The organism is uncultured Campylobacter sp. (genome assembly GCF_937996225.1).
GTDB lineage: Bacteria > Campylobacterota > Campylobacteria > Campylobacterales > Campylobacteraceae > Campylobacter_B.
On record NZ_CALKTC010000055.1, the window covers coordinates 1 to 20,341 of the forward strand.

A 20,341-nucleotide genomic window follows, 5' to 3' on the forward strand; every position below is an offset into this window, starting at 1 on the left:
AGGGCCGCTACCTGCTGGCCGCTACTTTCGGTAACGTCCACGGCGTGTATAAGCCGGGCAATGTTGTGCTGAGACCTGAAATTTTAAAAAATTCACAAAAATTCGTCCGCGAAAAATTTAATCTGCAATCCGAAAAGCCTGTAAATTTCGTCTTTCACGGCGGCAGTGGCAGCGAGACCTCCGATATCAAGGCAGCCGTGAGCTACGGCGTGGTAAAGATGAATATCGACACTGACACGCAGTGGGCGTTTTGGGACGGCGTGCGCGCTTATGAGGCCAAAAATCGCGGCTATTTGCAAGCTCAAATCGGCAATCCGGAAGGTGAGGATAAACCGAATAAAAAATTCTACGATCCTCGCAAATGGCTGAGAGCAGGCGAGCAGAGTATGGTGGCGCGCTTGCAGGTCGCATTTGACAATCTAAATTGCCTAAATAGGAACTAATATGGATCGCCCGAATAACGAAGTGCTCGATATCACGCTACCTGAGGCGAAGGAGCGCTCGCTAGCGGGCGTTTTTTTTAAGATCGCAGCTCTGCCGATCGCGGTTTTTGTGGTGTTTTTGCTGGGCTATTTGGGGCTTATCGGGCTGAAGGTAGAGACGCACTCGATCCTGATGCTTGCAGTTTTGCTCATTATCGCGCTAGTTTTAGCTCGTCATAATGCAGAATATGGCTGCTTAAATTTTCAAAATAATATTGATGATTTCAAGCGCGAGCTAAAGAATTACATCGTCGCCAATCTCTTAAGTATCGGCGGTAAGAAAAAATCCGATGCTAGCTTTGATCTTTTTGTGGACGAATACGGCTACTCGCTGCGTAATCAAAACTACGCTTCCGTCGCATCGGCAGTCTTTCCGATGCTTGGAATTTTAGGAACTTTCATCTCGATTGCGATTTCGATGCCGCACTTTTCCTCAAGCAATATCGATGGGCTCGAAACCGAGATCGCGCAGCTTCTAGGCGGCGTAGGTACAGCGTTTTACGTCTCGATCTATGGAATTTTCTTAGCGCTTTGGTGGATATATTTTGAGAAAAAGGGCATCAGCAAATATGAGCGCCTGCTCATCAAATACAAAAATTCCACTAAAAATTTCTTCTGGAACAAAGACGAAATAACACAGGGCTATCTGAGTGAAATTTTAAACGCTAATTCTGAAATTTCGCGCTCATTTGCGATGATGAGCTCTACGAATTTTACTGAAAGGCTAAACCGCCTAATCGATGAAAAAATTGGCGCTTTTGAAAGCGTAATGGAAGCCGAGAAGCGAAGTATGGCGATTACACAAGAAGAGCTTGAAAAAGCAGGCGAGATGATCCAAAGGACAAATCTTGCTCACGGTGAGCTAGATAAGAGCTTCACTCAAATTTTATCTGCGCTCAAGTCCGTGTCTGCAAGCCTAATCGAAATTCAAAACGGAATTTCCGCGCAGTATCTAAGTCAGTCTAAGACTTTAACGGACGGGCAAGGCGAGCTGGCTAACGTTACGAGTGCATTAAGCGCTCAAATCAAGAGCCTAAATGCTTCCTTGGGCGGGTTTGCGGGCGAAATTTCAAGTTCGCAGAATGCTTACGCCGCTAAAATTGACGCTAGCTTTAAGGAACTAAGCGCGGATTTAAAGGCACTTTTAGCTGGAGAGGGCGCTGCGCGGACGAGCAACGAAAGCATCATCGAAGAGCTTCGCAAAACGCTTGCGAGCATCGATGAAAAAGCACTTTTAGATGAAAACGAATAACGAAGAAAAAGAGACCTTTTGGATTGCGTACGCCGATTTGATGGCGGGACTGCTTTTTGTTTTCGTGCTTTTAGTAGGCGGCATCATCGTCAAATACTTCCTCACGCAAAGCAACCTGCAGGAGAAAGAAAGTCAAATTTCAAGCGCGCTAGCAAGCCTGCAAAGCCAGGAGAAAAAAAGCGCCGAGCTTGAAGCGCTGAATAAAATTTTTAGCGACCAGCTTGAGAAGCTGAACATAGAAAACACCGACCTTCGCAAGCAAAATTCCATCTATTTCATACAGATCGAAGATCTAACCGAGATGGCTGAGAAGCTGAAAAAAGAGAATTTAGACATCAACTCGCTTCTGCAAAAAGCGCGCGACGACGCCAACGCTACGATCAGCCAGAACGAGCTTAAAATCGCCTTTTTGCTCGATCAGCTCACGAAGAAGGAGAGCGATTTTAATAAAATTTTACAAGACCTCAACGTCACGAAAAACCGCATCCGCAACCTCACCGGAATGAAGGTCAAGATCATCGCCGATCTGAAGGAGAAGCTGGGCGGCAAGATCCGCATCGATAACGAAAGCGGCGCGATGACGCTAAGCTCGTCGATCCTTTTTGACAAAGGCTCAAGCGAGCTGAAAGAGGGCGCCAAAGAGACGCTTCGCTCGACGCTGCAGAGCTATTTCGCCGCGCTTTTGAATAACGATGAAATTCGCGAAAATTTAGATCAGATCATCATCGAAGGGCACACGGACAGCGACGGCGGGTATTTGTATAACCTCGAGCTCTCGCAAAATAGGGCGTTTGCCGTGATGGATTTCATCAACTCGTGGAATAAAGACGAGCGACTGCAAAAATATCTCATCGCCAGCGGTCGCAGCTACACGCAGCCCGTGATGCGTAGAGGCGTCGAGGACAAGGACGCTAGCCGCCGCATCGAGATAAAATTTACCCTTTCAAACAAAGAGGCGATGGAGGAGATCAGGAAATTTTTGCAGTTCGACGCGAACGCTACGAATTAGTAGCTCGCCCTTAACGGCTCGCTCGAAATTTTAGCCTGCAAAAAAGAGGGCTTAAAATTTTAAAATTCTTAACGAATTCGCGAATTGCTTGAAATTTCAGCGGCGACGGAACGCATCCTTTTATTTTGACGCGAATATTATGAACGAGCGTCTCGCTAAATTTTACCGTAGCCCTTACGTGGCGTTTATGTAGTATCTGCTGCGGCGGAATGGGTTTAAATTTTAAACCCGCGTATTTTGCCGCGCTTTTAGTGCTGCTGTGCGCGACGATATAATTCAAATTTTGACCTTTAAATTTAAGTCGCAAATTTAAGCAGGTTTAACGGGCGGCTTAAAATTTAAACGGATTAAAAGCCTTGTTCGTTTAGCTTTCTATATCCGTTACAACCGACTTGATCACCCAAATCACAAGCTTTGCCGAAGTATTTTTTTGCCATACTTATATTCTGACTTATGCCTTTTCCTAAATAATATGAAATTCCGATATTATAGCATCCGCTTCCATCTTTTAAATTGCAAGCTTTTAGATATAGTTCATTTGCCTTTTTATAATCTTGCTTTACGCCTTTGCCAGAGCTATACAAAACTCCTAGATTATAGCACCCTTTGCCATATTTCAAATCACAAGCCTTAGAATATAACTCATTTGCTTTATTATAGTTTTGTTCTACACCTTCTCCTTGTTCATATAAAAACCCTAGATTGTTGCATCCTGCGTCATATTCTAGGTCGCAAGCTTGAGAATATAGCTTGCTCGCTTTTTTATAATCTTTATTTATGCCTTTGCCGTGTTCATATAAAATTCCAAGATTAGTACATCCTATGCCATATCCTAAATTACAAGCTTTAGAATACAATTCACTCGCTTTTTTATAATCTTGTTTTTCATATAAAGCCCCTAGATCATTACATCCTAACCCATATCCTAGATTACAAGCTAGAGAAAGTAAGTTTCTTGCTTTCTCGATATTTTGTTTTATGCCTTCGCCTAAATAGTGTAAGACTCCAAGATTGTAACATCCTTCGGCAATTTCTAAATCGCAAGCTTTAGAATACAATTCGCTTGCTTTCTTATAGTCTTGTTTTATACCTTCGCCCGAGGCGTATAAGAGCCCAAGATTATTACATCCTGTGCCATGTCCTAAATCACAAGCTTTAGAATATAGTTCACTAGCTTTTTCGAAGTTTTGTTCTACATCTTTTCTTGAGTCATACCAAAGCCCTAATATATAGCATCCTTCGCTATATCCTAGATTGCAAGCTTTAGAAAGTAATTCATTCGCTTTTTTGTCGTCTTGCTTTATAGACGTACCTAAATAGTATGAAGCTCCAAGATTGTAACATCCTTCGGCAACTTCTAAATCACAAGCTTTAGAATAGAATTGATCCGCTTTTTGGTAACTTTGTTGCACGCCTTCACCTTTTTCATATAAAATTCCAAGATTATGGCAGCTTTTACCATGTTTTAAATCGCAAGCTTTCAAATATAGTTCGCTTGCTTTTTTATAATCCTGTTTTATATTTTCTCCGAAGTAATATGCGTTACCGAGATTTGCACACGCCGATGCATCGTTATTGTCGCATTTACTTTGCAGTTCGCTTTCATTAAAATCACTCTGTTTTGCCACTACTAAAGCCGCCGTAGCGATCAGCGCTAAAAATATCTTTTTCATACATCGCTCCGTTTAAAATTTCGGCTATTTTATTTCATTTTCGCTTAATCTTTTGAAAATCGGCGAGCTGTAAATTTACATCGCCGCGAGCTTAAAGGCGAAATTTAGCAAAAAGCGTTAAAATTCCAAGCATTACAAGGAGTAAAAATGAAAATTTTAAAAAGCACGAAGGCAAATTTCAAAGAGGAGTTTGCAAGGCTGGTGCGCCGCGGCGAGACGGATATGAGATCGGTAATGCCCGTCGTAAGCGGTATCATCGAAGATATCAGAGAGCGCGGCGATGAGGCGCTAGCTGAACAGATTGAGAAATTTGACAGATGGCGCGTGCAGGGCGATCTGGCTATCACTCGCGAGCAGATGAGTCTCGCGTATGAAGGCTTAACCGCAGAGCTTAAGAATGCGCTTCGGGTCGCATACGAGCGCATCTACGCCTATCACGAAAAGCAGCTTGAGAGAAGCTGGTTTAGCTTCGATCCAAGCGGCGCGATGCTCGGGCAAAAGATCACGCCGGTAGATCGCGCGGGGCTGTATATCCCGGGGGGCAAGGCAGCGTATCCGAGCTCGCTTCTGATGAACGCGATCCCCGCAATCGTCGCGGGCGTAGAGGATATCAGCGTCTGCACCCCTGCCGTGGGCGGCGTCGTAAATGAGCTACTGCTTGCGGCTATGCATGTGCTGGGGATCAAAAAAGCCTACAAGGTGGGCGGCGCAAGCGCGATCGCGGCGATGGCATACGGCACGCGCACGATCGGCAAGGTCGATGTCATCACGGGCCCTGGGAATATCTTCGTAGCGACCGCTAAAAAGCTCGTATTCGGCGACGTAAATATCGATATGATCGCAGGCCCTAGCGAAGTGGGCATCATCGCAAACGCCGCGGCAAATCCGCGCAACATCGCTGTGGATCTGCTCAGCCAAGCCGAGCACGACGAGATCGCGAGTAGCTTTTTGATAAGCGACGATGAAAAATTCGCTCTTGCCGTCGCAGAGCACATCGAGCGCGAGCTGCCTACGCTCGCACGTGAACCGATCGCTCGCGCCAGCATCCAAAACAAGGGCGCAGTCATCATCGCACGCGATATGAACGAGTGCGTGGAGCTGATGAACGAGCTTGCGGTCGAGCACCTCGAGATCGCGACCGAGAACGCCTACGAGCTGCTTCCGCGCATACGCCACGCAGGCGCGATATTTTTGGGCCACTACACGCCAGAGGCGATGGGCGATTACCTCGCAGGCCCCAACCACACGCTGCCGACCGGCGGAAGCGCGCGATTTTTCTCGCCTCTGGGGGTTTATAACTTCATCAAACGAAGCTCGATCATAGCGCTAAATAAACGCGCCATAGACGAGCTCGGACGCGCGTGCATGGCACTAGCGGATGCCGAGGGGCTAGGCGCGCACAAAAAATCGGTACAGATTAGATTTGAAGAGAAGTGATTTTGCGGCGGTAACGAAATTACGAAATGAAATTTTAAAAAAGCGGCTCAGGGCTTAAATTTACCCGCATATGGCTTAAGGCGGTTCGCATGCAGATTAAAAATTGCGAAGCGAAATTTTAAAAAGCACCGGCGGCAGTTGCGAAACCGAGAGTCGAAATTTTAAAATTTAAGAACGAGTTAAATTTTAAAAAATGTAAGCGTCGAGGTAAGAGTAAAATTTTAAAATTTCAAAAGCGCTATAAATTTAAAAAAACGGCCGTATTTGATTAAAATTTAAGGCAAATTTACTAAGCGAAATGATATACTTTCGCTGATTTTTTACAAGGAGAGAAAAATGAAAAAATCACTTTTAGTTTTGGCTAGTTTTGGCTTTGCGCTAAGTCTTAGCGCCGCAGATCTTTCAGATAGCTGCAAAGAGTATTTCGCAGATCTTGATAAGATGGTTGACACCTACAAACAAGCTGGTCAAGAGCAGCAGGTCAAGATGTATGAGGATCAAAAAAAGCAATCTATGGATCAGATCAGCGCACTTCCTAAGGAGCAGCAAGAGGCCACTTGCAAACAAGCTAAAGAGATATTTAAGCAGATGATGGATCAGATGAAACAACAAGGCGCTATGAAATAAATACCTTCGCGGGCACGATGATGCCCTCTTCAGTCGCGGCGATGCGATATCGTCGCGATTAATTCTTTTTAGACTCACACTTTTTTAAAAATTTTTAAATTTTAAAATTTGGATGTTTTATCCTCGCTGCTTTCGGGGCTTGCTAAGAATTTCAGATTTGATATTCGGCTCGTTGCAGGAAGTTAAAATGAAATAAAGCGCTCGCATCGTTAAAATGCTCCGTAAGGCGATGCATCTTAGTGGGACGCTGCGGTGCACCAAAGATTTACGAGCCGCTTTGGCGCGCTTGAAACAGCACCTCATCAATATGACGAATTCAGGGCTCGGTTTGAGCGTTATTTTATCGCGATTTGAAATAGCCGGGGCTCATAGATAGAGCGAATTCGCGTCTCAGTTTGCCGCTCTGCCTATGAAATTTACGGCCAAAAACATCTCGCAAAATCGCCTTGGATTTTAATCCTTAGTAACGATCGTGCCGTTTTGTATTTCGTGCAAGCAGACATTTCTGTGCAGCTCTTTACCGCCATCTAAAGTATAGTAGTGCGTTGTTACTGTGCAGCGTAAATCGGCGTCGATGACGAACTCCTGCTTGGCGCGCATCGGCGGCTTGCTTTTACCGCAGTGCACGTAATCGGCGTAAATTTCGCGACAATCGCTTATACGAAATGCGTCGTTTAAAAGGCACATAAAAACATATTCGTGCCCGTGCTTGCTATCTTGGAAATCCCCCAGATAAAGCCTTAGCAGAATTGTTTTGGCGCTCTTTTTTGGCAAACGACAAGCCCTTATGTCTTTGATCCTCTCCCAATACGCGCTTAGATTGTCGATTAAAAAATTCTCCTTTGCGAACGAAAACAGCTCATTTTTATCAAGTAAATTTTTATCGATAGCTGCTAAGGGCGAAATTTCTCCCGGATAGCGCATTGGCAGTTGCGCGATCGGTAGATCGTCGTAGATATTTTTCATACTCTGATAAATCTCTGGCCGCGGCGCATCGTCTTCCTTGACCGCGGCATTTTCCATGCCGCATAGCGCAAGTAGGCACAGCAAAAATATCCACACCTGCTTCATAGCATTCCCCCTTGTTTCGGTCGTGATCCCTTTTCTCCTAATCATACTGAAAATTTTAAAGCCTTATTAATATGAAGAAAAAAGATCAAAAATCAAAGCGCCGCTTTACAACCACTCTCGCGCTGTCTTTTTCTGCCCTTGCTTTTGGGTTAATTTAATCCGAGTTCTCTTGTTCTTGTGTGAAACGGACGATGCGCGACTATTCGCCTTCCGTAGCCTTTTCGGTGAAGCTAACAATGTGCGGAGCTGCAATGCGCGCGTAATCCTGCGCGTTTAGGATGATCGAGTGATCAAGCAGGCCCGCGTTGAAAGCAATCTCTTCGAAGCGTCCGAACAGCGACGGATCGGCGATTAGCAGCAGCTTGTCGTGGAAGCTAAAAGGCGGCACCGAGCCGATGACGCAGTCCGTGAGATCGCCCACTTCATCGGAGCTTACGAGCGATGCTTTCGTGCCGCCGAGCCCCTCTGCCAAGCGCTTTAGATCGGTTTTATGATCGGCTGCGAAGACCGCTAGGACGTAAATTCTGCCGTTTCTACCCGCGGGTTTGTCGCTAGGAAGCTTCAGCTGCTGCGGTACGTTTGCGCAGATTTGATCGGCGATTAAAGCTAAATTTCCCGCGCAGGCGCCGTTTTCGCAGCCTTGAGCGCTCGCAAGGGCGGAAGCATCGAGATTTTGCGCGTCATCGGCGCTTGCTAAATTTAAATTTTGCGAAAAAGAAATTTGCCCATCCTTAAAGCCCTTGATCGTGCAAACCAGCGCCTTTGCGCCTTGTCCTAGCTGCGTGCCGCGGATTTTGGCGACTTCGGCGGAGGTGCCCGCGCTTTCGTGAGCTACGACGCGGAAGCGCGCCCCCTGCTGCGTCAAAAGCTCTTTTAGGCTTTCAAAAATTCTCTCTGACATGCTCTCTCCTTGTTTTTGCGAAATTATACTGAAATTTTAACCAAACGACCCATCGATGCCGAAATTCCATTCTTCGCCGTAGAATTTATCTCGCCTGCGCGCAAAACCATTGCGCGATGAAAGATCTATTGCATGGCGGAAATTCCGCCATGCATAAGCTCGGTCCGCCCTGCTTCTTGCGAAATTATTTCATCTTGCGGATTTTAGGCTCTTTGCTCTCTACGAGCTCGTAAATTCTAAGCTCGACCTTGACGTCTTTGGGCGCCAAAATTCTAATTTCGCCGCCGTCGTAGGCGAATGGATGCGTGAGCTCGTAATAGATCCGCTTCTTTTGCTTCTTGCCGTCGCAGAGCATCAGCGTTTGAGCAAGCTCATCGCCGCCGCTAAACTCGTAATAAAGCCCGTCCGAGCCCTCTTTTTGCTCTATTTTGCCACCGATCAGATACGCGTCGTTGCAGTCGGCTTTGATCTCTTTGGAAAAGACCGCTTCGACCTTAAACTGCTGCGGCGGCATCTTTGACGGCGTTAGCTCAAAGACGTTTAGCTGCTTTTGCGCTTCGCCGCCGAATAAAAACAGCGGCAAGAGGAAGAATAAAACGCTTTTTCTCATACTTTACTCCTTGAAAAGATATTTTTATTTAAAATTTTAGCAAAATTTTTACTCATTAAACTGAAATTTCAATCGACTTTGTTTTTATCTGTAGCAGATAATATTTTTTAGCGCCTCTGCCTCCGGTTTTAACGCCTCGCTATCGGTTTTTTGCGCGGTGCTCTTTTTGTTCGCTAAATTTTTGCTAGAGCTTTGCAGCGATGGCTTTTCGTGCGAGTTTAAAGTTTTGACGGCGTCGCGCGATATTTCGCCCTGCGTCTGCGCGGTAGAAATTTCGCCGCTAGCCCCGCTGGCCTTGCTCGCATGGCGGCTTAGCACACTTTTGACGCTTATCTTTTTGCCTGCGTAAAACGCCTCGCAAAGCCCGCCTTGCGCCTCATAGTCTGTCACTTTGACGCCGCCTTCTTGAAATTTGTAAAATTTTACCCGTTTTGCTCTGCGTAGCTCCTGAGCTCCGCCCCATACGCCCGCCTCCGCGTCCAGATCCGCGAACGCAAATGCACCGTCTGTAGCCTTATACATATTGCCGAGCCTTATCGGTATTCGTTCGCCGCTCTTTTTGGTAAGCACGAAGCCGATCTTTTCGCCATCTTTTGGGTGCGGGCGGAACTGCCCCGAGAAAAATGCCGTGAAAAACGCGACCTCCTTGACCTCGCCGTCGGTGCTTAGGTACCTCGTCCAGCCATCTTCGGGCACGTCGATCTCGGCAACGTCTCGTCCGTCCTTTGCGCCGCATTTTAAGCCCGCGCAGCCGCTAAGCGCTAATGCTGCAAGCGCGGCTAGAAATAGATTTTTCATATTTTTCCTTCAAATAAATTTTGGCTCGGAGTAGGGCGCCCGCCGCGCCTCGGCGCGTAAATCTGCACGAAATAGGGCGCGCTAGCTCACTCCGCAGGCTTGATGCGCTACCGCGTCTAAACACACATAAATCGCGCGAGATAAGCGGTAGCGCGGAATTTTAACGTCGCTCGGCGCGTTTTGCAAGCACTTTGCGGTAAATCCGCCCGAAACCTCGGGCGCGCGAAGCCCATATTACAGGCTAAATTTATCAAGCCGATGTCGCCCAGATGCGTAAAAATCGCTGTCCGTTCGCCTCAAACGAGCACTCCTGCCAGTCCCAGTCGTTCTCGCCGCCCATTGCGAAATTTTGAGGCTCGTCTGATAGAGCCGCCGCACTCAAAGCAGCCGTTATCCGCTCTTTCATAAAATCATCGGGCTCGCAGGACTTGAATTTTTCAAATTTTATCTCGTAAAGGGAGGCGAGCCCAAAATCCGCGCGCACGAGCTTGCCGCACTGCTGCGCGAACTCTGCCGCGCTATATTCGTGCTTTGGGGCGTAGTACCAAACCTCCAGCTCCTCGATGCTTTCGCCCCCAAATTTTATGGATTTTATCATTCTGACTCCCTTTTCGCTTGTCGCGGCGGTTTAAATTTTGTTGCTTAAATTTCACTTGCGCCCATACGGCGCAGGTCTTACGCGTAAGATAAAACCTTCGCCATTTGGCGCGAGTGCGCTGCGCAGGCAAATTTTAAATTTAATCCGCCGCGCTTTAAATTCAGACGTCGAAATCCGCCCGCATCCCCTCTTTGCCCTTTGGCGTAAAATAGCAAACGACGTAGCAGAGCATTCGGTCTTTGCAGTCGTATTTGGCTTCGAGGCCACGGGTAATGTGTGCAAACTCCTGCGGCGGCTTGTCCGCAAAGGCGCCTCGCAGCTCCTCTGCGGCGATATGTCTTGGACTAAGGAGCAGATACGCCGCGCCGCCGTCCTCATCCTCGCTTATCGCGCGTAAAATTTCACCGCTCGCGCGAATGCCCCTTGCCGTTCCACTCTCGCAGGCTCAAAAACGTCGTGCCGCCGTCAGCGTCCAAAGCCTTTTCGTTTGGAATTTGAGCGCGTAAGGCGCTTTCATTTAAGCTCTCCTCGCTCGCGACCTCGATAAAAACGTCCGTGCCGAGCAGATAGCTGGTCCGCTCAAACTCGCTTTCGTACTCCCGGCCGTCAAATTTAGCGGCAAATTCGCGCACCCGCTCGTCCGCTTCGCAGCCGAACATCATCGCGTCGCTATCTGAAATTTTAACGATATAAGGCTCGCTCATGAGGTTTTCCAAAATTTTATTGCGGCCCGCATTTTCCGTAAAACCACTCGCGAGTTTCGTTTAGCTTAAACTCGCCGTCTTTTAGAAAATACTGCTTGCTGCTTTTGATCGCGTTTTCGCCCGTAGCTATGTAATCGCCGATGAAGCCGCGATCCAAGACGTCGTGCGCTAAAATTTCAGGCTCAAAGACGTTTTGCGTCCTTTGCGTCTCGTGCCATTTGCCGCTCTCATCAGGCTCGCGCAGGATGATCGAGATGTTGTTGCCCGCTTCGTCGTAGCCGTAAATATACTCGTACTGCTTGCCATCGGAAGCCGCGCGATTTTTTATCACGTTGCCGCGCGCGTCGTAGCTAAACTCGTTTTCAAACACGACCTCCCAGCGTTGCGATTCCTCGCGCCAAAGCACGGTTCGCTCGCGTAGCGGTCTGCCTTCCTCGGTCTCCTCGTGTACGTTTTTGTAGTACCCCCTCCACTCGTTTTTTGCGGCGTCCCAGCGCGATCTTAGCTCGCTAAAGCGCCTATACTTAGGCTCGATCTTGCGCAAGATCTTTTCATCGCGCTCCCAGGCGCCGTCGCGCCATATAAAATTTATCTCGCTGCGCGTCCCGTCCGCCGCCGTAAAGACGGTATGTTTTGTAAGCGGTACCCATTTGCCGCGCCATGCGTAGCCTTCGTAGCCCGCGTAAACGTCGCCGTTGTAGTGATATATCGATTTTTCGTACGGCATCCATTTTTTCGCTTTGGCGTTCCATTCATAGGTCGCTACGAAATTGTTTCTGTCGCTTTCATCGACAATCCTTTTTGTAAGGTGCGTCGGCGTCCATCTGCCCTTTTTTAGCGTGAAATTTTGCAAAATTTCCGTTTTACCCTCGCGCTTTTCGACGGCTTTTTCCCCATCGTATGGTTTACCGTCCTTTTGCAAACTGAAATAAATTTTCGAGCCGTCCTTTGCGATCTCCTGCTTGCTTATCGCCGTTTCGCGAAATTTATTTGCGTCCGCGTCCCAATCGTATTTGATATTTTCGATCTCGCGCTCGCCGCTTTCGTCAAATTTACTAAAGCTTTTCGATACGGACGCTCCCTCTTCGCTGCTTTTTTTGTAAATTTTTTCTAGGCGGCGGGTTTTAGCGTCGTAGTTTTGGCTCACTTCATATTCGTAGCGCGGTACGGCGCCACCCTCTGTTTTGTAGCTCGTCTTTTGCAGGCAGATTTTATCCGCCGCCGCATGTTTCGTCGCTGCCTCGCCCGTCTCGGTCGCGCCCGCAGGCATCGCAAGCGTTAATGTCGCCGCCAAAATAGAGCCTGCTAAAACTGCCGATCGCGCCCTCGAATTTACCGCCGCTCGCGCCCTAAAAGCACCCGCTGAAATAATCGCTCGCGCCTTTAAATTTGCCGCCGCAAAATCTGCCGTGTCCTCGGGCAAAATTTTAAAAATACCTCTCATGACCGCTCCTTTTATTGTCTAAATTTTAATCCATGCTACGTCCGCTAAATTTAACCGCATAGCTCGCGCCGCGCCCGTTAAATTTAAACGCCACGCCGATAAAATTTAATCGCAGCACTCGCGCAAGGTCGCGCAGATAAAATTTAGCCGCGAAATTTTACCGACGCATCTTCAAACGCTACTTTATCTTTTTATATTTCCACGTCTTTTCCGTTATGAGCTCGGATTTGCCGTCTTTAATCTTAAATTCCTTAAAGCTCGTTATCGCGTAGATACTAGGCATCTCAAACATCATCAGCGCGGCTCCGTGCCCCACGCTGTCTGATGGGATTTGGGTATCGTAAGTAGCCTCCGAGCGCCCGGTTTGCACCCATTTGCCGCCGTCGTCAAGCTTGTAGATATCCATCGCGGTATTGCTGCCGTGCTCGTCGTAGCTATAGACGTATTTGCCGCTGCTGGAATTTGATTCGTAACTTTGCTCTAGTAGTCGCTCGCCCGATTTATCGTAAATTTCGCCGTTTGAGTAGCTTTTGACCCACTCTTTAAGTCGCTCGTCCCACAGATACGAGGTCATATTAAGATCCGCCCCCTTCTTGATAACGGTTTGTTTGCTCATATTATCCCACGCGCCCTTCTCGTCGTTCCAGATGAAGCTCGTAACGATCCCCTCGCCTTTCGCGGCATCAAGCTCGTGCTTACTCATCGTCGCGTTTTGCCACGCGCCGCCCCTAAAAGTGCTGCGGATCTGCTCGTAGCTGCCGTTTCGATCGCCGTTAAGCATCTCTCGCTCGCTGTTTTGCCACGCGCCGTTTACAAACTCGTAGCTCACGTATCCGCTCATCTCTCCTGAGCCGTCGTAGAAAATTTCAGTCTTATCTTTGGGCTGCCAGCTCTTGCCGTCCCATTTGAAGCTTATCGTAAGCTCCTCCTTATCCCACGCGTTTTTTACGGATCTGTTCATGCTATCTTTCTGCCATTTGCCCTTTACAAACTTATATCGCACGTCCTGCGTCGCGTTACCGTCGTAGCTGGAGACGGTTTTGCTCGCATTGCGCGTGCCGTCATCCGCTATCGAATTGCTCTCGCGCGTCGTGACGCCGTCTTTGACGCCTTCCATGTAGTCTTCTATTTTTTTCCACTTGCCGCTTTTAAGATTGAGGTTAAATACTTCAAATTTAACCATATCCCCCTTTTCGTCAAAGTAGCTGATCTCTTTGTAGCTAGAGCCTAGGCCGTCCGAGAAGTTCGTATCTCTTATCTGCTCCAGTTTGCGCGCCGCCGCGTCGTAGCTTAGATGCGTGCTCTCCTTGCGTTCTTTAATTGACTCGTAGCTCATACTTTGCACCATATACTCATACTCCTTGGCAAACGCCGCCGCACAGAGCAGCGCAAGTATCGTAGCGAGCTTTTTCATCCTCTCTCCTTGGAAAAAATTTTGATAATTATATAATGTTCGTATATAAAAACGGATAAAATTTCGCTGCGCGGCTAAATTTAAAAAACTTCGATTTTTAGGCGGTAGCGGTGGAATTTTATGCTGCGGTATACTCATGCAATTCTGCGTAGATCGGCGAGCGGAATTTTATGTCGCTAAAGCCGGTTTTACTCAAATATGCGGCGTAAATTTTACGCAAGCCGCTAGGAAGCGCCTTTGGGTAAAATTTAAGAGAAATTTCTATAAAATTTCGGCTCAAATTGCATTAAGGATCGCTTATGGGATACGTTTATTTGGGGCTTGCGATAATTTTGGAGCTAGCAGGGACCAACTGCATGAAGCTCTCGGACGGATTTAGTAAGCTGAATTATTCTCTAGCCACGTTAGCGGCATACGGCGCCTGCTTTTATTTTTTGGCACTCGCGCTAAAAACGGTAAAACTCAGCATCGCCTACGCCACGTGGGGCGGGCTCGGCATAGTGTTGGCATCGCTGCTTTCGGTGTTTTATTTCCACGAAAAACTCTCTGCGCCCGCGATCTGCGGCATAGCGCTCATCGTGATAGGCACGGCGATGTGTAATTTCTTCGGCGCAGGGCACTAAGACGGCGCGTTTAAATTTAGCCTCCGATCTAACTATCGCTACTGCAAAAGCGGCGCGAGCCTCAGCCGTCTGCGTAAATTTTAAAATTTTATAAATTTACCGCCTCGCCTCGCTGCCGCGCTATGTCCGTGCCGAATGTACCCGGTGGGAGCGGTAAAATTTTAACCGCCGCCTAATCTTACAAAAAATTCTTATCGATCAGGTCGTAGTTTTTATATAGCCTGCGCAGCTCGTCTCGCACCTCCATCAGCGCAAAGCCGAGCAGATTTTGCCCGCGCCACGCGCTCGGACGACTTGCGTTTTCGCTCTGCAGCCCAAGGCCGATACCACAAATTTTATCCAGCGGGCTGGTCTCAACTAAAATTTTATCTCCCGTCGCGAGCAAAAAGCGCATCATCGCGGGATTTCGCGTAAATTTATAGTAATTGCCGCTTAGCACGACGCTGTAGCGCACCTCGCCCCAGAGCCGCTCATCAAAGCCCCGCACTTGCCTGCCTAGCGCCTTCATCTGCTTTGCATCGCGGCTTTGCATTATCCGCTCCCGCGTCTGCTCGTCGCCGAATATTTGCGCCTTACTCGCCATCATAAACTGCTCGGCGCATAGATACTCGTCGGCATCTACGGCAAAAGGCGAGCTCTGCCACTGCCCGAGGCAGGATTCATCCGCGGCCGCATCCGGCTTGTAGAAAAATAGAAATTCGTGCGCTTTGGAAGAATTTATTAGCGAGGTTTTGTCGTATTTCGACGCTCCGCCACGTCGCCAAAACGGCACGCCCTCGCGGTAGAAATCGTCTATGTCGTCCGTAAGATCGTCCCTAAGCTCATCACACTCGCTAAATTTCAAATTTCGTGGCTCCGCGCAGCATCTGTCGCTGCCATGCGCGCATTTTACGCGCTCATTTTCAGACGTCTCGTCCAGCCCGTCCCAGTCGCCGTAGTGCCAAAAGCAAGGATAGGGGAAGGTCCGTGAATACGCTTTTTGCGCCGCTTTATCCAGCCGCTCGAACCACTGCCAAAATTTAAATTTATAATCCTCTGCCGCGCCCATTCGCCAGCCAAGCGAAAACTCGCTAAGAGCGGGGTATTTGATCCACGGCGGCGGCATCACGTTTTTTAAAATTTCGCTCACGCCTTTTCCTTAAATTTTATTTTGAAGCATAGCTTGAAATTTACCTAAATTTAGCCTGCGAGCTGAAATTTAGGCAAAATGCGGTTAAGCTAGCAAAGCCCTCTATACGAGCTTAGCCGCAAATTTAGTCGCAGAAGCGCTCGTCGGTGCGATATTTCTTGCGCTCGGCGATGTAATTCGCTCTGTTTTTCGGATCGGCAAAATACTGCTTTTGCTTTTGCTGATCGGCTTCGAGCTTTTCTATCACTTCTTTTAGAGCTGCCTTGCGGTCGCTAGCGATGGATGGGAATTTATCTGAAAATATCGCCTTGTACGGATGATCCTTTACCCAATCGACCGCCTTTTCGACTATGATCTGCTGCTTGTCGATGTCGCAAAATGCGTAGGGGTTGATCACGTCGCCCGCAAGGTGCATGAAAGCGGAATTTGCCTCGACCGTCTCCATAAACATCGTGCCGCTGACGTCGATTACCGAGGCGAAGGAGATGAAGCGGTATTTGCCTGCGTAGAACCAAAACACCGCGTCGTCCTTAAGCCCCAGATCATAAGCGCGTGCAGCGACCGTCATCAGCGTGGTCGGAGCGATCATGTCCGGGGCGTCTTCGATGATTTTGATCGCTTTTTTCAGGCTCGGCACGTCGTTTTTCATCAACAGACCGTCGATCGGCTCGTAAACATGCACGTATTCGGGCTTACCATCCTTAGCCGAATAAAACGGCGAAACATAGATGTCGATCGAAGTGATTTTTTCCACTTTATCCTCACCCTGGGCGCTCAAAGTCGCAGCCGCCGCTGCACAGAGCAGTAGTGAACGAAATTTTTTCATGGTCTCTCCTTCGGTTAAATTTTGTAAATTTGCTTCGTAATTATACCCTGAAATTTAAGAGCGTGAGCTTGATCTTTAACGAATATATTTTTGCGGAATTTTAATTTTTGCGGCGGCTCTATTTTCTTTTGATCAGGCTTTAGCGCGACGCTTTACGCGGCTAAATTTAAGCGCCGTTAGCTGCTAAATTTACATTTCAATCTAGCTCGCTCACGCAAATTTTATAAATTTTGGCGCTTTTTAAAAGAGCTAAATATTCGCCGTTTCCGTACGAGCCGCAGCCCTCATTTTTGTTATTTTTCGAGCCGTCTGCGCCGAGAAAATTTAGGCTGATTTTTCTGTCGAATTCTAGTGTTTCGCCTTTAAATTTAAACAAAAACAGCTCATCTTTGTCGTTATCGGCCGGGCAAAACAGCACGCTTCGCTCATTTAGCGCGAAGTCGCGGCTCGCAAAAATATAATCGCTCTTTGAAAATTCTAGCTCGCACGTTTCAATAGCCGCGGAGTCCGGTTTATAAGAACTGATTTTTGGAGTATACGCCGTGGCTTGCCCGTCCTTGATACGCACGAAATCAAAGCTACTGCAATAGTGCGCGTAGCACGCGCCGCTAAATAGATTTATCGCGTAGCAGTCGTGAATCCGGCTGAGGTCAAATCCATAGAGCTTTTCGCCCGCCTCGTTCCAAACGGCGAGTTCACACTCGTCTCCGCCGAAGTTGCCGAAGAGCCCGTCGCCAAAATATGAAACGTAGAGTCGCCCGCCTTGTGCTATGATCTTTGCTATGCCGTCGCCCACGCAAATTTTGCCCGTTTGGGCGCCCAGCTCATCGATAAATTTTAAATTTTCCTCGCCGCGTTTTAGCTTCTCATCGTAGCGCGAGCGAGCGTTTAGTAGCGCCCAACGGTTTGGAAAATCCACGGGCACGGCGAAGCGGTAGCCGTTTTCGTCCGCGCCGGTTTTTATCTCGCGCAGCCGCCCATCTTGCATAAATTTTATGACGTATTCGCCCGCATCCTCGCATAGAAAATATATCTCGCCGCGCTCGGTGATGCCGATGCTGACGAGCTCTCGCGCCTCTTTTGGCGTTAGTTCGTAGCAAGGGGTTAAATTTAACCGCGATTCTTTGATTTTAATGGACTTTGACATTTTGATTTTTCAAATTTTACCGTTACAGCTCCTTCGATCTGTAATCGTAACTGAAATCTTTCGGCGAGTAGTAATTAAGCGTGTTGCCGTCCACTTCGCCGTAAGGATAGCCGAAATTATTGATCGGAAACTGCGCTGGGCGCGGGCTTAGCGTGAAGTCTCTGCCGTAGTTAAAGCCGATCCAGCACATCTCCCAGTTACCAAATAAATACTCGCGGATTTTAGCGAGCTTGCTGTCGTCATTGCTTAGCTTCTCGCCCAATCGCACCTTTGTAACGTCTGCGGGATCGACCGGGATCCAGCCGTGGCCTTTTAGATAAAATTCCGCCCTGCAGTGCTGTGCGCCCGAGATATGGCTGACGCCGTCTTTTGGTGCGGCGCCCATTTGAGCGCTAAATCTCGACGCGCCGACGCGGATGCCAAACATCTCTCTTGCGGCGATGCCCTGCGCGCGGCAAAGTGCGACGAAAACGCTATTTATGTCGGTGCATTTGCCGCTTAGCTTGCCGCTACTTAAAATTTGCTTCACGTCCCCTAGCCCGCAACCTAGCACGCTATTATCGCGCTGCATAGTGTTCGCCACCCACGTATAAATCGCGCGCGCCTTTTCCAGATCGCCCTTGATGCCGCCTGCGATCTCGTCTGATTTTTGCTTAACGACGCCGTCGATTTGAATCTGCGTGCTAGGCTCCAAAAACTTCGCTACCTCGGGGTTAAGCTTTTCGTTCGGATTAAATTTTACCTTGCTAAAATCGGTATTTCGCTCAAAGGTCTCGACGCTAAATTTAATGTTTAGCGTGGGCTTTGCCACACCGACGTAGCCGGCATAGAGCGTCGGAATTTTGCCGTAGTCCACGGACGGATCGTTGAAATTACCGTCAAATTTTACGTCGCTTACTTTTTGATATTCCGTGATAAGAGGAAGCGGTATCCAAAGCCGTGTCTGCTTGCCCTCCTCCAAAATTTCGTGATTTAGCGATAGCCCGAAAGTTCTCTTTTTGCCAATGACTTTTTCCCCGCCCAAAATGGTACTCGGAGTTGCCATAACGGCGCCTAAAATCGCAGTGTTTCTTAAAAAATCGCGTCTTTGCATGAAATGCCTTCAAAATAAAATGGCTAAGCCTTAGCCCTAATTACGCGTGGATTTTAGCCTTTTGCGGCTTTGAAATCGCTAAATTTTAAAATTCCGCAAGCCGTAAATTTTAAAATTCTATCCATATTTAAAATTTCAAAATTCCGCTCGCTTTAAAATTTTAGAATTTTACTCGACGCGGAATTTTAAAATTTCAAAATTTCGCCCAAAGACATAGCGCGAAATTTCGCCAAGGCGGGCATGATAGCCCGCAAACTAGGCGCGCAGGCAGTATGTATCGGCGGCGTAGGCTAAACTACGCAAAAGCGCCGCTGTCGCAAAGCCAAGCGTGCGCTTCGATTAAACGGTTGAGCTTTGACGAAGCGCGGCAGCTTAGCTTGAGCAAATCGCGGCGGTAAAATACAAGCCACCAGAGGATTAAATTTCTCGCGAAAAATACTCGTAGATAAAATTTTTAGGCGAGTACGGATCTTTAGGCGTGCCACCCACTTCGCAATACGGATGCGAAAAAATTTCAATCGGGACATGCGCCGGGCGCGGATTTAGCACGATTTCGCGAGCGTAGTTAAAGCCCAGCCAGCACGGCTCCCAGTTACCGAAAAGATATTCGCGCACCCGCGCGAGTTTGGAGTCATCCTCGCTTAAGCCTTCGCCTAGGCGCACCTTTGTAACGTCCGCGGGATCGACCGGGATCCAGCCGTGGCCTTTTAGATAAAATTCCGCTCTGCAATGCTGTGCGCCCGAAATTTCAAGCGCACCACCACTTAGGGCGCCCATTACACCCATTTCAGGAGAAAATTTCTGCGCCGCGCCCGTGCGGATGCCGTAAATAGCGCGCGCAGGAATGCCAGCTGTCCTGCAGAGCGCGACGAACACGCTATTAATATCGGCGCATTTGCCGCTTAGCTTGCTGCTGCTTAAAATCGCTGCTGCGTCGCCGCTGCCGCATGCGATCACGCTATTATCGCGACTCATATTTTTAGCGACCCACTCGTAGATCGCGCGCGCCTTTTCCAGATCGCCTTTAAGCGAGTCGGTGATCTCGTCTGATTTTTGTTTCGCAGCGCCTTCTACCGGAATTAGCTTTGAAGGCTTTAAAAACTCCTCGATCTCTGGGCTCAAGCGCTCGTTTTCATTAAAGCTTACCTTGCTAAAATCGGTATTTCGCTCCGAAATTTCAATATCGAAGCTAAGCTCAAAATAATCATCCTCTTCGCCTACGACACCTTGCTCGCCGTATTTGCCGACGCCTGCTCTTGCCTCTTTATCGGGTGCGAAGCGCGCGTAGTACGTGCTTATATGATCTCCGCAGATAGCAGACTCTTGCGCATTTGAGCGGGCATGATATTCGCCCAGCAACCTTTGATACGGCTCTTGCAGCACTAACGGCAGCCAAAGTCGCACTTCTGCGCCGCTACTTGAAATTTCGTGATTAAACCTGAGACTAAATTTTCTCGTTTTTGCTTCTTGCATTTTTTGCTCCTTTGCTTGAATTGCAAGTCG

21 protein-coding genes are annotated in these 20,341 nt (G+C 48.1%); 7 read left to right on the plus strand and 14 right to left on the minus strand.

What is annotated here, in order from left to right; translation table 11 throughout:
• The 3 genes from Q0174_RS06370 to Q0174_RS06380 form a co-directional block, all read left to right on the plus strand.
• Nucleotides 1–443, plus strand: a 443-nt coding sequence (locus tag Q0174_RS06370) for a class II fructose-bisphosphate aldolase (RefSeq protein WP_298042530.1), incomplete at its 5' end; no start/stop codon positions are given.
• A gap of 1 nt (nucleotide 444) precedes the next feature.
• Nucleotides 445–1,734, plus strand: a complete 1,290-nt coding sequence (locus Q0174_RS06375) for a MotA/TolQ/ExbB proton channel family protein (RefSeq protein ID WP_298042533.1) — start codon at nucleotides 445–447, stop codon at nucleotides 1,732–1,734.
• A complete protein-coding gene (locus Q0174_RS06380) occupies nucleotides 1,721–2,743 on the plus strand; it encodes an OmpA family protein (protein ID WP_298042535.1) in 1,023 nt (340 codons plus the stop codon). The genes Q0174_RS06375 and Q0174_RS06380 overlap by 14 nt, the downstream gene beginning before the upstream one ends.
• 347 nt (nucleotides 2,744–3,090) lie before the next feature.
• Here Q0174_RS06380 and Q0174_RS06385 read toward each other — a convergent pair whose 3' ends face one another.
• A complete protein-coding gene (locus Q0174_RS06385) occupies nucleotides 3,091–4,416 on the minus strand; it encodes a hypothetical protein (protein WP_298042537.1) in 1,326 nt (441 codons plus the stop codon).
• A gap of 147 nt (nucleotides 4,417–4,563) precedes the next feature.
• Between Q0174_RS06385 and hisD the strand changes: the two genes are divergently transcribed.
• Together hisD and Q0174_RS06395 are read left to right on the plus strand one after the other, a co-directional pair.
• Nucleotides 4,564–5,853, plus strand: a complete 1,290-nt coding sequence (gene hisD, locus Q0174_RS06390) for a histidinol dehydrogenase (RefSeq protein ID WP_298042539.1) — start codon at nucleotides 4,564–4,566, stop codon at nucleotides 5,851–5,853.
• Between the two features lie 336 nt (nucleotides 5,854–6,189).
• On the plus strand, nucleotides 6,190–6,480 hold the full coding sequence (locus Q0174_RS06395; RefSeq protein ID WP_291936556.1) for a DUF5339 domain-containing protein: 291 nt from the start codon (nucleotides 6,190–6,192) through the stop codon (nucleotides 6,478–6,480).
• 453 nt (nucleotides 6,481–6,933) lie between these two features.
• Here Q0174_RS06395 and Q0174_RS06400 read toward each other — a convergent pair whose 3' ends face one another.
• The 5 genes from Q0174_RS06400 to Q0174_RS06420 form a co-directional block, all read right to left on the minus strand.
• Nucleotides 6,934–7,596: a hypothetical protein gene (locus tag Q0174_RS06400; RefSeq protein ID WP_298042542.1), complete on the minus strand. Its 663-nt coding sequence runs from the start codon at nucleotides 7,594–7,596 to the stop codon at nucleotides 6,934–6,936.
• Between the two features lie 154 nt (nucleotides 7,597–7,750).
• The gene (locus tag Q0174_RS06405; RefSeq protein ID WP_298042545.1) at nucleotides 7,751–8,452 is read right to left on the minus strand and encodes a YbaK/EbsC family protein; all 702 of its coding nucleotides are present in this window, start codon (nucleotides 8,450–8,452) and stop codon (nucleotides 7,751–7,753) included.
• Nucleotides 8,453–8,636: 184 nt separating this feature from the next.
• Entirely contained in the window at nucleotides 8,637–9,062 is a 426-nt protein-coding gene (locus tag Q0174_RS06410) for an ecotin family protein (RefSeq protein ID WP_298042548.1), read from the minus strand.
• Nucleotides 9,063–9,146: 84 nt separating this feature from the next.
• On the minus strand, nucleotides 9,147–9,860 hold the full coding sequence (locus Q0174_RS06415; RefSeq protein WP_298042551.1) for a hypothetical protein: 714 nt from the start codon (nucleotides 9,858–9,860) through the stop codon (nucleotides 9,147–9,149).
• 250 nt (nucleotides 9,861–10,110) lie between these two features.
• Nucleotides 10,111–10,458 (minus strand): hypothetical protein, encoded by a 348-nt coding sequence (locus tag Q0174_RS06420; RefSeq protein WP_298042554.1) that lies wholly within the window; start codon nucleotides 10,456–10,458, stop codon nucleotides 10,111–10,113.
• A 40-nt stretch (nucleotides 10,459–10,498) separates the two neighbouring features.
• On the opposite strand from Q0174_RS06420, the gene Q0174_RS06425 reads away from it, so the two are divergent.
• The gene (locus tag Q0174_RS06425) at nucleotides 10,499–10,855 is read left to right on the plus strand and encodes a hypothetical protein (RefSeq protein ID WP_298042557.1); all 357 of its coding nucleotides are present in this window, start codon (nucleotides 10,499–10,501) and stop codon (nucleotides 10,853–10,855) included.
• Between the two features lie 4 nt (nucleotides 10,856–10,859).
• Here Q0174_RS06425 and Q0174_RS06430 read toward each other — a convergent pair whose 3' ends face one another.
• The 3 genes from Q0174_RS06430 to Q0174_RS06440 form a co-directional block, all read right to left on the minus strand.
• A complete protein-coding gene (locus Q0174_RS06430) occupies nucleotides 10,860–11,162 on the minus strand; it encodes a hypothetical protein (RefSeq protein ID WP_298042561.1) in 303 nt (100 codons plus the stop codon).
• Between the two features lie 16 nt (nucleotides 11,163–11,178).
• Entirely contained in the window at nucleotides 11,179–12,606 is a 1,428-nt protein-coding gene (locus Q0174_RS06435) for a hypothetical protein (RefSeq protein WP_298042564.1), read from the minus strand.
• Nucleotides 12,607–12,784: 178 nt separating this feature from the next.
• Nucleotides 12,785–14,020, minus strand: a complete 1,236-nt coding sequence (locus tag Q0174_RS06440; RefSeq protein WP_298042567.1) for a hypothetical protein — start codon at nucleotides 14,018–14,020, stop codon at nucleotides 12,785–12,787.
• Nucleotides 14,021–14,319: 299 nt separating this feature from the next.
• On the opposite strand from Q0174_RS06440, the gene Q0174_RS06445 reads away from it, so the two are divergent.
• On the plus strand, nucleotides 14,320–14,643 hold the full coding sequence (locus tag Q0174_RS06445; protein WP_298042569.1) for a multidrug efflux SMR transporter: 324 nt from the start codon (nucleotides 14,320–14,322) through the stop codon (nucleotides 14,641–14,643).
• 178 nt (nucleotides 14,644–14,821) lie between these two features.
• Here the strand turns inward: Q0174_RS06445 and Q0174_RS06450 are convergent, their stop codons facing one another.
• From Q0174_RS06450 to Q0174_RS06470, 5 genes are all read right to left on the minus strand, one after another.
• The gene (locus Q0174_RS06450; protein WP_298042572.1) at nucleotides 14,822–15,772 is read right to left on the minus strand and encodes an NADAR family protein; all 951 of its coding nucleotides are present in this window, start codon (nucleotides 15,770–15,772) and stop codon (nucleotides 14,822–14,824) included.
• A 124-nt stretch (nucleotides 15,773–15,896) separates the two neighbouring features.
• Complete coding sequence (locus tag Q0174_RS06455; RefSeq protein ID WP_298042575.1) at nucleotides 15,897–16,598, minus strand: cytochrome-c oxidase; 702 nt, start codon at nucleotides 16,596–16,598, stop codon at nucleotides 15,897–15,899.
• 196 nt (nucleotides 16,599–16,794) lie between these two features.
• Nucleotides 16,795–17,745, minus strand: a complete 951-nt coding sequence (locus tag Q0174_RS06460; RefSeq protein WP_298042580.1) for a hypothetical protein — start codon at nucleotides 17,743–17,745, stop codon at nucleotides 16,795–16,797.
• Nucleotides 17,746–17,767: 22 nt separating this feature from the next.
• The gene (locus Q0174_RS06465; protein WP_298042584.1) at nucleotides 17,768–18,838 is read right to left on the minus strand and encodes a transglutaminase domain-containing protein; all 1,071 of its coding nucleotides are present in this window, start codon (nucleotides 18,836–18,838) and stop codon (nucleotides 17,768–17,770) included.
• A gap of 417 nt (nucleotides 18,839–19,255) precedes the next feature.
• Nucleotides 19,256–20,311, minus strand: coding sequence for a transglutaminase-like domain-containing protein (locus Q0174_RS06470; protein WP_298042588.1), 1,056 nt, complete (start codon nucleotides 20,309–20,311; stop codon nucleotides 19,256–19,258).
• Between the last annotated feature and the right edge of the window lie 30 nt (nucleotides 20,312–20,341).

What these genes read in the sequence shown, in the direction of transcription:
- Q0174_RS06435 (WP_298042564.1), bottom strand. Translation starts at nt 12,606, where the DNA reads ATGAGAGGTATTTTTAAAATTTTGCCCGAGGACACGGCAGATTTTGCG.
- Q0174_RS06415 (WP_298042551.1), bottom strand. Translation starts at nt 9,860, where the DNA reads ATGAAAAATCTATTTCTAGCCGCGCTTGCAGCATTAGCGCTTAGCGGC.
- Q0174_RS06375 (WP_298042533.1), top strand. Translation starts at nt 445, where the DNA reads ATGGATCGCCCGAATAACGAAGTGCTCGATATCACGCTACCTGAGGCG.
- Q0174_RS06385 (WP_298042537.1), bottom strand. Translation starts at nt 4,416, where the DNA reads ATGAAAAAGATATTTTTAGCGCTGATCGCTACGGCGGCTTTAGTAGTG.
- Q0174_RS06430 (WP_298042561.1), bottom strand. Translation starts at nt 11,162, where the DNA reads ATGAGCGAGCCTTATATCGTTAAAATTTCAGATAGCGACGCGATGATG.
- Q0174_RS06470 (WP_298042588.1), bottom strand. Translation starts at nt 20,311, where the DNA reads ATGCAAGAAGCAAAAACGAGAAAATTTAGTCTCAGGTTTAATCACGAA.
- Q0174_RS06465 (WP_298042584.1), bottom strand. Translation starts at nt 18,838, where the DNA reads ATGCAAAGACGCGATTTTTTAAGAAACACTGCGATTTTAGGCGCCGTT.
- Q0174_RS06395 (WP_291936556.1), top strand. Translation starts at nt 6,190, where the DNA reads ATGAAAAAATCACTTTTAGTTTTGGCTAGTTTTGGCTTTGCGCTAAGT.
- Q0174_RS06440 (WP_298042567.1), bottom strand. Translation starts at nt 14,020, where the DNA reads ATGAAAAAGCTCGCTACGATACTTGCGCTGCTCTGTGCGGCGGCGTTT.
- Q0174_RS06455 (WP_298042575.1), bottom strand. Translation starts at nt 16,598, where the DNA reads ATGAAAAAATTTCGTTCACTACTGCTCTGTGCAGCGGCGGCTGCGACT.
- Q0174_RS06400 (WP_298042542.1), bottom strand. Translation starts at nt 7,596, where the DNA reads ATGATTAGGAGAAAAGGGATCACGACCGAAACAAGGGGGAATGCTATG.
- Q0174_RS06445 (WP_298042569.1), top strand. Translation starts at nt 14,320, where the DNA reads ATGGGATACGTTTATTTGGGGCTTGCGATAATTTTGGAGCTAGCAGGG.
- Q0174_RS06410 (WP_298042548.1), bottom strand. Translation starts at nt 9,062, where the DNA reads ATGAGAAAAAGCGTTTTATTCTTCCTCTTGCCGCTGTTTTTATTCGGC.
- Q0174_RS06380 (WP_298042535.1), top strand. Translation starts at nt 1,721, where the DNA reads ATGAAAACGAATAACGAAGAAAAAGAGACCTTTTGGATTGCGTACGCC.
- Q0174_RS06420 (WP_298042554.1), bottom strand. Translation starts at nt 10,458, where the DNA reads ATGATAAAATCCATAAAATTTGGGGGCGAAAGCATCGAGGAGCTGGAG.
- hisD (WP_298042539.1), top strand. Translation starts at nt 4,564, where the DNA reads ATGAAAATTTTAAAAAGCACGAAGGCAAATTTCAAAGAGGAGTTTGCA.
- Q0174_RS06460 (WP_298042580.1), bottom strand. Translation starts at nt 17,745, where the DNA reads ATGTCAAAGTCCATTAAAATCAAAGAATCGCGGTTAAATTTAACCCCT.
- Q0174_RS06405 (WP_298042545.1), bottom strand. Translation starts at nt 8,452, where the DNA reads ATGTCAGAGAGAATTTTTGAAAGCCTAAAAGAGCTTTTGACGCAGCAG.